9 protein-coding genes are annotated in these 10004 nt (G+C 75.5%); 4 read left to right on the forward strand and 5 right to left on the reverse strand.

What is annotated here, in order from left to right; all coding sequences use genetic code 11:
• The first annotated feature begins 100 nt into the window (after positions 1–100).
• The 3 genes from GTQ99_RS14495 (at position 101) to GTQ99_RS14505 (ending at position 2366) form a co-directional block, all read left to right on the forward strand.
• Positions 101–1225, forward strand: a complete 1125-nt coding sequence (locus GTQ99_RS14495) for a PQQ-dependent sugar dehydrogenase (RefSeq protein WP_166616452.1) — start codon at positions 101–103, stop codon at positions 1223–1225.
• 38 nt (positions 1226–1263) lie between these two features.
• Positions 1264–1656 carry a TIGR03618 family F420-dependent PPOX class oxidoreductase gene (locus GTQ99_RS14500; protein ID WP_166616446.1) on the forward strand — a complete coding sequence of 131 codons (393 nt, stop codon included), beginning with the start codon at positions 1264–1266 and terminating at the stop codon, positions 1654–1656.
• Positions 1657–1760: 104 nt separating this feature from the next.
• Positions 1761–2366, forward strand: coding sequence for a VTT domain-containing protein (locus GTQ99_RS14505; protein WP_205707504.1), 606 nt, complete (start codon positions 1761–1763; stop codon positions 2364–2366).
• A 33-nt stretch (positions 2367–2399) separates the two neighbouring features.
• On the opposite strand, the gene GTQ99_RS14510 is transcribed toward GTQ99_RS14505, so the two are convergent.
• From GTQ99_RS14510 to gatC, 4 genes are all read right to left on the reverse strand, one after another.
• Positions 2400–3143 (reverse strand): SDR family oxidoreductase, encoded by a 744-nt coding sequence (locus tag GTQ99_RS14510; protein ID WP_166616447.1) that lies wholly within the window; start codon positions 3141–3143, stop codon positions 2400–2402.
• 78 nt (positions 3144–3221) lie between these two features.
• Positions 3222–4751, reverse strand: a complete 1530-nt coding sequence (gatB, locus tag GTQ99_RS14515; RefSeq protein ID WP_166616448.1) for an Asp-tRNA(Asn)/Glu-tRNA(Gln) amidotransferase subunit GatB — start codon at positions 4749–4751, stop codon at positions 3222–3224.
• Positions 4748–6298 (reverse strand): Asp-tRNA(Asn)/Glu-tRNA(Gln) amidotransferase subunit GatA, encoded by a 1551-nt coding sequence (gatA, locus tag GTQ99_RS14520; RefSeq protein ID WP_166616449.1) that lies wholly within the window; start codon positions 6296–6298, stop codon positions 4748–4750. The genes gatB and gatA overlap by 4 nt, the downstream gene beginning before the upstream one ends.
• The gene (gatC, locus tag GTQ99_RS14525; protein ID WP_166616450.1) at positions 6295–6594 is read right to left on the reverse strand and encodes an Asp-tRNA(Asn)/Glu-tRNA(Gln) amidotransferase subunit GatC; all 300 of its coding nucleotides are present in this window, start codon (positions 6592–6594) and stop codon (positions 6295–6297) included. The genes gatA and gatC overlap by 4 nt, the downstream gene beginning before the upstream one ends.
• 233 nt (positions 6595–6827) lie before the next feature.
• Here gatC and aqpZ point away from each other — a divergent pair, with 233 nt between their 5' ends.
• Entirely contained in the window at positions 6828–7631 is an 804-nt protein-coding gene (gene aqpZ, locus GTQ99_RS14530; RefSeq protein ID WP_166616454.1) for an aquaporin Z, read from the forward strand.
• A 9-nt stretch (positions 7632–7640) separates the two neighbouring features.
• Here aqpZ and ligA read toward each other — a convergent pair whose 3' ends face one another.
• Positions 7641–9821, reverse strand: a complete 2181-nt coding sequence (gene ligA, locus GTQ99_RS14535; RefSeq protein ID WP_166616451.1) for an NAD-dependent DNA ligase LigA — start codon at positions 9819–9821, stop codon at positions 7641–7643.
• Positions 9822–10004: the final 183 nt, after the last annotated feature.

Below are 10004 nucleotides of genomic sequence, written 5' to 3' on the forward strand. Positions count from 1 at the left end.
GGCCCGCCGGGTCCGCCGGGCCCACGCCCGCCCCGCCCGCCGGGTCCGCGCGGCCGGCGCGGTCCCCGCCGCGCTCTGCGCCGCGGTGCTCGTCGCGGCGCTGGGCGCCTGCTCCGACGAGGGGTCGCCGGGGACGTCCGGGGAGCGGACCCCGAGCGCGGCCGCGCCGGGCGCGGGGGCGCAGCCCGCTCCCGCACCGACGCCGTCGGGGTCCTTCGACGCGCTCGCGGCGGCGACGGGGCTGCCCGGGCAGCCGGTGGACATCGCGACCGGGCTGGACGTGCCGTGGGGGCTGGCGGTGCTGCCCGACGGGACCGCGCTGGTGACCCTGCGCGACCAGGCGCGCGTGGTGCGGGTCGGCCCCGGCGTCATCTCGCAGGTCGCCGGCACCGGCGAGGGCGGCACCGTGGCCGACGTCGTCCCGGCCGGCGAGGGCGGGCTGCTGGGCGTCGCCGTCTCGCCGCAGTTCGCCACCGACTCCTCCGTCTTCCTGTACTTCACCGCCCGCGCCGACAACCGCGTGGTGCGCTACGTCCTGGCCGACGGCCGGCTCACCGACCCCGCACCGGTGCTCACGGGGATCCCGAAGAACACCACCCACAACGGCGGCCGGATCGCGTTCGGGCCCGACGGGATGCTCTACGTCGGCACCGGCGACGCCCAGGACCGCCCCGCCGCGCAGGACCCGGCGTCGCTGGGCGGCAAGGTCCTGCGCATCGCCCCGGACGGCTCGGTCCCCGCCGACAACCCCTTCGCCGGCTCGCCGACGTGGTCCTACGGCCACCGCAACCCCCAGGGCCTGGGCTGGGACTCCACGGGCCGGCTCATCGCCGCGGAGTTCGGGCAGGACACCTTCGACGAGCTGAACGTCATCCGGCCCGGCGGGAACTACGGCTGGCCGGAGGTCGAGGGTGCCGGTGACGGCGGCGGCCGGTTCGTCGCCCCCCTGCAGACGTGGCGCACCGACGACGCCTCGCCCAGCGGGATCACCGTCACCCCGGACGCGGTCTACGTCGCCGCGCTGCGCGGTGAGCGGTTGTGGCGCGTGCCGCTGAACCCCGACGGGCCCACGGGCACCCCGGACGCGTGGCTGGAGGGGACGCTGGGGCGGCTGCGGACCGTGGAGGTCGGCCCGGACGGCTCGCTGTGGGTCCTCACCTCCAACACCTTCCGCGGTGAGCCCCGTCCCGGCGACGACCGGCTGGTGTCGGTGCCGCTGAGCTGACCGCGCCGCGGCCGCCGACCTGGCCTAGCGTGCGGGGCGTGGACCTCCCCGACGAACTCCTCCGCCTGCTGCGCGGCCGCGCCACCTGCTACCTGGCCACGACGATGCCCGACGGCTCCCCCCAGCTGACGCAGACGTGGGTGGACACCGACGGGCGCCACATCGTCATCAACACCGTCGAGGGCTTCCAGAAGACCCGCAACGTCGAGCGCGACCCGCGGGTGGCCGTCACCGTGGCCGACCCGCAGGACCCGGCCCGCTACTTCGCCGTGCGCGGGCACGTCGTCGCCGCCAGCACCGAGGGTGGCGCCGAGCACATCGAGGTGCTCTCGCAGCGCTACACGGGCGCCCCCTACCCCTGGTTCGGCGGGCGCGAGCAGGTCCGGGTGGTCCTCAGCATCGCCGCCGACCGCCTGCACGCCATCGGCTGACCCGCGTCCCCCGCCCGATCGGTGATCTTCCACGGTGCACCGTGGAAGATCACCGATCGGGCGGGGGACGGGACGGGGACGGGCGCCCGTGCGAGGGTGGAGAGGTGTTCGAGCACGTCGGCGAGCTGGTCACCGCGCACGCGGGGTCGCCCTGGGTGCTGGTGGCGGTGCTCACCCTCGCCGCTCTCGACGCGTTCCTGCCGCCGCTGCCCAGCGAGTCGATCGTCATCGGCCTGGCCGCGATCTCCGCGCACACCGGGGAGCCCGACCTGCTCGCCCTCGGCTGCTGCGCCCTCGTCGGCGCCTTCTGCGGCGACAACCTCACCTACGCCGTCGGGCGGCGCTCGCCGCTGCGCGGCTGGATCGCCCGGCACCCGCGCCTGGAGCACGCGTTCGCGCGGGCCGGGCACCAGCTGGAGCGGCGGGGGGCCTTCGCCGTCCTGGCCGCCCGCTACGTGCCGGTCGGCCGGGTGGCCGTGAACCTCACGGCGGGCGCGGTCCGCTTCCCGCGGCGGCGCTTCACGGCGCTCAGCGCGCTGGCCGCGTGCACCTGGGCGGGGTACTCGGTGGCCGTCGGGGCGCTGGCAGGGCACTGGATCGAGTCCACCCCGCTGGTGGGCGCGCTGCTGGGGATCGTCCTCGCGCTGGTGCTGGGCTGGCTGGTGGACGGCCTGCTGCAGCGGGTGCTGCGCTCCCGCGGTCCCCGCTGAGCGGGGACCACGCGAGCGCGGCGCGTCAGCGGTTCACCAGGAGGACTCCCCCGGCGGCAGCACGGCGAGCTCCGGCACGACGCTGTCGGGCCAGGTGGCGAACACCGTCATGAGCGCCCGCGCCACCGTCTCGGGCCGCTGCAGCTTCGTGAGGTCCGCGTCGGGGAAGCGGTCGGTGACGAACGGGGTCGCCATCCCGCCGGGGATGAGCCCGGTGACGCCGACGCCGATGGTGCCGTGGCGCTGCCTGCAGTCGCGCTGCGCCTCCTTGAACAGCGCGGCCGTGTACGCGCGCAGGCCGTGCTTGCTGGACGCGTACGCCGACGCCTCGGTCCACACCCGCCGCGCGGCGGTGGACAGGGTGTTCACCACGTAGCCGTGGTTGCGCTCCAGCATCGCCGGGTAGGTGTTCGCGACCAGGTACATCGGGCCCAGCAGGTTGGTGCTCACCACGCGCTGCGCCTGCTCGGGGGTCTGGTGCTCGATGGGCGTGCAGACGTCGAAACCGGCGTTGTTGACCAGCACGCCGACGGGGCCGTCCTGCACGCGCACCGAGGTGACCGCCGCCTGCACGGCCAGCGGGTCGCCCACGTCGAGCACGAGGGGGGCGGCCGCGCCGCCGTCCCCGGCGATGGCGGCCACGGTCGCCTCGGCGGCCTCGGCGCGCACGTCGCTGACCCACACCTTCGCCCCGGCACCGGCCAGTTCGCGCGCGATGGCCGCGCCCAGCCCGCTGCCGGCGCCCGTCACGAGCGCCACTTCACCCTTGAGGTCCATGCGGGCGAACCTACGGGGGCGGCGCGGGCGCTGCGAGCGGACCCGCCGGGTCCCGCGCGGGACCCGGCGGACGGCGGCTCAGGCGCCCACGCGCTCCACGACGAGCTCGCGCACGCGGGCGGCGTCGGCCTTGCCGCCCATCTCCTTCATCACCGCGCCGATGAGCGCCCCCGCGGCCTGGACCTTGCCGCCGCGGATCTTCTCCACGACACCGGGGTTGGCGGCGATGGCCGCGTCGACGGCGGCCACGAGCGCGGACTCGTCGGAGACGACGGCCAGGCCGCGCGCGGCGACGACCTCGGCGGCGCCGCCCTCGCCGGCGAGCATGCCGTCGAGGGCCTCGCGCGCCAGGCGGTCGGTGAGCGTGCCGGCGTCGACGAGGGCCTGCAGATCGGCCACGGCCGCCGGCGTCACCGCCAGCGCGGACAGCTCCACGCCCTCGGCGTTCGCGCGCCGCGACAGCTCACCGGTCCACCACTTGCGGGCGGCGGCCGGCGGGGCGCCGGCGGCGACGGTGGCCTCGACGAGCTCGACGGCACCGGCGTTGACGGTGTCGCGGAACTCGGGGTCGGAGAACCCCCACTCCGCCTGCAGCCGCTTGCGCCGCTGCGCGGGCGGCTCCGGCAGGGTCGCGCGCAGCTGCTCCACCCACGCCGGGTCGGGTTCGATCGGCACGAGGTCGGGCTCGGGGAAGTAGCGGTAGTCCTCCGCGTCGGACTTCTCCCGCCCGGCCGTCGTCAGGCCGGTGTCCTCGTGCCAGTGCCGGGTCTCCTGCACGACCTTCCGCCCGGCGTCCAGGACGGCCGCGTGCCGGGAGACCTCGTAGCGCACGGCGCGCTCCACCGAGCGCAGCGAGTTGACGTTCTTCGTCTCCGAGCGGGTGCCCAGCGGCGCGTCCGGGCTCGGGCGCAGCGACAGGTTCACGTCGCAGCGCAGCGACCCCTGCTCCATCTTCACGTCGGAGACCTCCAGCGCGCGCAGCAGGTCGCGCAGGGCCGCCACGTAGGCGCGCGCGACGTCCGGTGCGCGGTCGCCGGTGCCCTCCAGCGGCCGGGTGACGATTTCGATGAGCGGGATGCCGGCGCGGTTGTAGTCCACCAGGGAGTACTCCGCGCCGTGGATGCGCCCGGTGGAGCCGCCGACGTGCAGCGACTTGCCGGTGTCCTCCTCCATGTGGGCGCGCTCGATCTGCACGCGGTAGGTGAACGCCGGCTTCGAGCCGTCCTCGCTGGCCGGGACGTCGACGTCCAGGTGGCCGTCGAAGGCGATGGGCTCGTCGTACTGCGAGGTCTGGAAGTTCTTCGGCATGTCCGGGTAGAAGTAGTTCTTCCGGGCGAACCGGCAGCGTTCGGCGATGGAGCAGTTCAGCGCCAGCCCGATCCTGATCGCCGACTCCAGCGCCTTCGCGTTGAGCACCGGCATCGCGCCCGGCAGGCCCAGCGAGGTCGGGTCCACCTGGGTGTTCGGCTCGGCGCCGAACTCCGTCGGCGCACCGGAGAACATCTTGGTCTTGGTGTTCAGCTCGACGTGCACCTCGAGGCCGAGGACCGGGTCGAACCGGCTCACGGCCTCGTCGTAGTCGACCAGCCCGACGCCCTGCGCGCTCATGCCGGCACACCCTTCCACTCCGGGACCCGGGCGAGCAGCGGCCCGCCCCACTTCGCCACCAGCCGCGCCTCCAGCGCGGCACCCACCCGGTACAGCCGGTCGTCGGCCTGCTGGGGGGCCAGGACCTGCAGCCCCACCGGCAGCCCGTCGGACAGCCCCGCGGGCAGTGACATTCCGGGGATCCCGGCGAGGTTGGCCGGGATCGTGGCGACGTCGCCGGCGTACATCGCCAGCGGGTCGTCCAGCTTCTCCCCCAGCCGGTAGGCGACCGTCGGCGCCGTCGGGGAGACGAGCACGTCCACCTTCCCGAACGCGTCGGTGAAGTCGCGCTGCACGAGGGTGCGCACCTTCTGGGCGCTGCCGTAGTAGGCGTCGTAGTAGCCCGCCGACAGCGCGTAGGTGCCGAGCACGATGCGCCGCTTGGCCTCGTCGCCGAAGCCGGCGGCGCGCGTGGCGCGCATGACCTGCTCGGCCGTCACGTGCTCGCCATCGGGCACCACCCGCAGGCCGTAGCGCATGCCGTCGAACTTGGCGAGGTTGCTGGAGGCCTCGCTGGGCAGGATGAGGTAGTACGCCGCGAGGGCGTGGACGATGTTCGGCAGGCTCAGCTCGACGACCTCGGCGCCGGCGGCGCGCAGCTCGTCGAGGGCCTCGGCGAAGCGGGCGAGCACGCCGGGCTCGTAGCCCTCGCCGGACAGCTCGCGCACGACGCCGACCCGCACCCCGCTCAGGTCGCCGTCGGCGCCGCGGCGGGCCGCGCCCACGACGTCGGGCACCGCGGCCGGGATGGAGGTGGAGTCGTACGGGTCGTGCCCGGCGATGACGGCGTGCAGCAGCGCCGTGTCGAGCACGGTGCGCGCGCACGGGCCGGCCTGGTCCAGCGAGCTGGCCAGCGCCACCAGGCCGTAGCGCGAGACGGCCCCGTAGGTGGGCTTGACGCCCACGGTGCCGGTGACGGCCGCGGGCTGGCGGATCGAGCCGCCGGTGTCGGAGCCGATGGTCAGCGGCGCCTCGAAGGCCGCCAGCGCCGCGGCCGAGCCGCCGCCGGAGCCGCCGGGGATGCGGGTGGGGTCCCACGGGTTGCGGGTGACGCCGAAGGCGGAGTGCTCCGTGGTGGAGCCCATCGCGAACTCGTCCATGTTCGTCTTGCCGAGCACGACGAGACCGGCGGCGTGCAGCTCGCGCACGACGGTGGCGTCGTAGGGCGGCACCCAGCCCTCGAGCATCCGCGAGCCGCAGGTGGTGGGCATGCCGCGCGTGGTCAGCACGTCCTTGACGCCGATCGGGATCCCGGCCAGCGGGCCCAGCTCGGCGCCGGAGGCGCGGTCGGCGTCGACCTGCCGGGCGCGGGCCAGCGCGCCCTCGGCGTCCACGTGCAGGAAGGCGTGGACGCCGGAGCCGTCCGGGTCGCCGGTGGGGCCGTCCACGGCGGCGATGCGGTCCAGGTGGGCGCGGGTGACCTCCTCGGAGGAGACCACCCCGGCGCGCAGCGCCTGCGACAGGCGCGCGGCGTCCCAGCGGACCAGCTCGGCGACGGGCGTGCTCATGCTTCCTCCCCGAGGATCTGCGGGACCCGGAACCGGCCGTCCTCGGCCTCCGGGGCGCCCGCGAGCGCCTCCTCGGCGCTCAGCCCCGGCCGCACGACGTCCGGTCGGGTCACGTTGGTCAGGGGCACGGGGTGCGAGGTGGCGGGCACGTCGTCGGTGACGACGGAGGCGACCTGGGCGACGGCGTCGAGGACCGCGTCGAGCTGGCCGGCCATGCGGTCCAGCTCCTCGTCGGTCATGTCGATGCGCGCCAGGCGCGCGAGGTGCTCGACCTCGGCTCGGGAGATGGCGGACACGGGGACCGAGTCTATGGGTCCGCCCGGCGGGTGCGTCCGGCGCGGGCGGTCGCGGGCGGTCGCGGGCGGTCGCGGCGCAGCCCCTCGGACCGCGATCGGAGCGTCACCGGATCGTCACCGGGGTCGTCGCCGGCACCCCTTGTGCCGCCGCAGCGCCCTCACCCACAGTGGTCGCACGCACCAGGCACACCCGTCTTGACCGTCGAGCAGTGGGGGTCGTCGTGGGAAGCACGCTGTCCAAGCGCTTGACCGCCGAGTTCATCGGCACCTTCTGGCTCGTGTTCACCGGGTGCGGCAGCGCGGTCCTGGCGGCCACCTTCCCCGACGTGGGCATCGGCCTGCTGGGCGTCAGCCTGGCGTTCGGGCTCTCGGTGCTCACGATGGCCTACGCCTTCGGGCACGTCTCCGGCGGCCACTTCAACCCGGCGGTCTCGCTGGGCCTGCTCCTGGCTCGGCGCATGCCCACCCGCGACTTCCTGCCCTACGTGCTCACCCAGGTGCTGGCGGCCGTCGTCGCAGCCGCCGTCCTGTACGCCGTCGCGAGCGGGCAGGCCGGGTTCTCGGCGGGCGAGAGCGGTTTCGCGGCCAACGGCTACGGCGAGCACTCCCCCGGCGGGTACGGGCTGGTCGCGGCCCTGCTCGTGGAGGTGGTGATGACCGCCTTCTTCCTGCTGGTCATCCTCGGGGCCACCGACCGCCGGGCGGCGCAGGGCTTCGGGCCGCTGGCCATCGGCCTGGCCCTGGTGCTGATCCACCTCGTGAGCATCCCCGTCACCAACACCTCGGTGAACCCGGCCCGCTCCACCGGCCAGGCGCTCTTCGTGGGCGGCTGGGCGCTGGCGCAGCTGTGGGTGTTCTGGCTGGCCCCGCTCGTGGGGGGCGCCGTCGCGGGCGTGGCCTACCGCTTCCTCACCGGCGAGACCGGCACGGCGGCCGCCGCGCGCGAGGGGCAGGACGTCGAGGCGGCGGCCAGCGACGCCCACGACGCCCCGATCGACCTCACGAGCGCCGAGGACGGGGCCGCGCGGCGGCCCTGAGCGGCCCGCTCAGCCGGCGGCGGCGCCCTCCGCGCCCTCGGCTGCGTCCTGCGGCGCCGCGTCGGCCGCGGCGTCGTCCGCTGCGGCGCCGTCCTCCGCCTCCGGCAGCGCGACCGCGTCCGGGCCGCCCTCCAGCAGGGCCGCGAAGCCGTCCTCGTCGAGGACGCGCACCCCCAGCTGCCGCGCCTTGTCGGCCTTGGAGCCGGGCGCCTCGCCGACGACGACGAACGAGGTCTTCTTCGACACCCCGCTGGAGGCCTTCCCGCCGCGGGCCAGGACCGCCTCCCTGGCCTCGTCGCGGGAGAAGCGCGCCAGCGAGCCCGTGACGACGACCGTCAGCCCCTCCAGCGTCCGCGGGGTGGACTCGTCGCGCTCGTCGGCCATCCGGACCCCGGCCTCGCGCCACTTGCGCACGACGTCGCGGTGCCAGTCCACCTCCAGCCACTCGCGCACGGCCTCGGCGATCGTCGGGCCGACGCCCTCGGCGGCGGCGAGCTCCTCGGTGGAGGCGGCCTCGATCGCCTCCACCGTGCCGAAGCGCCCCGCCAGCGCCCGGGCGGCCGTCGGGCCGACGTGGCGGATCGACAGCGCCACCAGCACCCGCCACAGCGGCTGGGACCTCGCCGCGTCGAGGTTGGCCAGCAGGCGCCGGCCGTTGGCCGACAGCGAGCCGTTCTTGTTCGTGAACAGCGGGACCCTCAGCAGGTCGTCCTCGGTGAGGGTGAAGAGGTCCCCCTCGTCGCTGATCACCCCGGCCCGCAGCAGCGCCGTGGCGGCCTCGTAGCCGAGGGCCTCGACGTCGAAGGCGCCGCGGCCGGCCACGTGGAAGACGCGCTCGCGCAGCTGCGCGGGGCAGCTGCGCGCGTTGGGGCAGCGGATGTCCACGTCGTCGGCGCGCTCGCGCCGCAGCGCCGTGCCGCACTCGGGGCAGGTGGTGGGGAAGACGAACTCGCGCTCCTCGCCGGTGCGCAGGTCCACCACCGGCCCGACGACCTCGGGGATGACGTCCCCGGCCTTGCGCACGATCACCGTGTCGCCGATGAGCACGCCCTTGCGCTTGACCTCGTCGGCGTTGTGCAGCGTCGACAGCTGCACGGTGGAACCGCTGACGTGCACCGGCTCCAGGAACGCGAACGGGGTGACCCGGCCGGTGCGGCCGACGTTGACGCGGATGTCGTGCAGCTTCGTCGTCACCTCCTCCGGCGGGTACTTGAAGGCGATCGCCCACCGCGGGGCGCGCGAGGTCGCGCCCAGCCTGCGCTGCAGCGGGACCTGGTCGACCTTGACGACGACCCCGTCGATCTCGTGCTCGACGTCGTGGCGGTGCTCGCCGTAGTGCCGCACGTACTCGGCGACCTCGGGCAGGGTGTCGACGACCCTGGTGCGCGAGGACGTCGGCAGCCCCCAGGCGGCGAGCTTGCCGTACGCCTCGGACTGGGTGGCGTTCTCCATGCCGCGGCGCGCGCCGACGCCGTGGACGAGCACCCGCAGCGGCCGGGTGGCCGTCACCCGCGGGTCCTTCTGCCGCAGCGAGCCCGCCGCGGCGTTGCGGGGGTTGGCGAACGGCGCCTTGCCGGCGTCCATCAGCGACTCGTTGAGCGCCTCGAAGGCGGCGACCTCGAAGAAGACCTCCCCGCGCACCTCGAGGAACTCCGGCACGTCCGCGCCCGCGAGGCGGGCCGGGACGTCCTCGATGGTGCGCACGTTGAACGTCACGTCCTCGCCCGTGCGCCCGTCCCCGCGGGTGACCCCGCGCACCAACCGCCCGCCCTCGTACACCAGGTCGATCGCCAGCCCGTCGATCTTCGGCTCGCACAGGTAGCGGACCCCCTCGCCGACCTCCTTCTCCACCCGCGCCGCCCACGCCGACAGCTCGTCGGTGGAGAAGGCGTTGTCGAGGCTGAGCATCCGCTCGGGGTGGTCGACGGTGGCGAACTCGGTGGAGAAGGTGCCGCCGACGGTCTGGGTGGGCGAGTCGGGGGTGCGCAGCTGCGGGTGCCGCTCCTCCAGGGCGCGCAGCTCGCGCTCCAGGGCGTCGTACTCGCCGTCGCTCAGCGGCGAGGCGTTGCGCACGTAGTAGGCGAAGCGCGCGGCCTCGATCCGCGCCGCGAGGTCCTCCCAGCGGTGCCGCGCCTGCGCGGGGACCGCCGGCTGCTCGCCGCCGAGGTCGTCAGTGGTGGTCTCGCTCACGGGACCATCCTGCCGCGCGGCACCGACACGTGCCCGCGAGCACCCGCGAGCAGCCGCGGGCGCACGCCCGGGCCGCGGGCGCGCGGCGTTCACCGGGCCGTCGCCCGGCCGACGCGCGGGGGACGCCCGGCCGGAGGGCGCCGTCCCTACGGTCGCCGCCGTGACCACGACCCCCCTCGGCGC

Origin of the sequence: Kineococcus vitellinus (assembly GCF_009906315.1) — a bacterium.
Lineage (GTDB): Bacteria > Actinomycetota > Actinomycetes > Actinomycetales > Kineococcaceae > Kineococcus > Kineococcus vitellinus.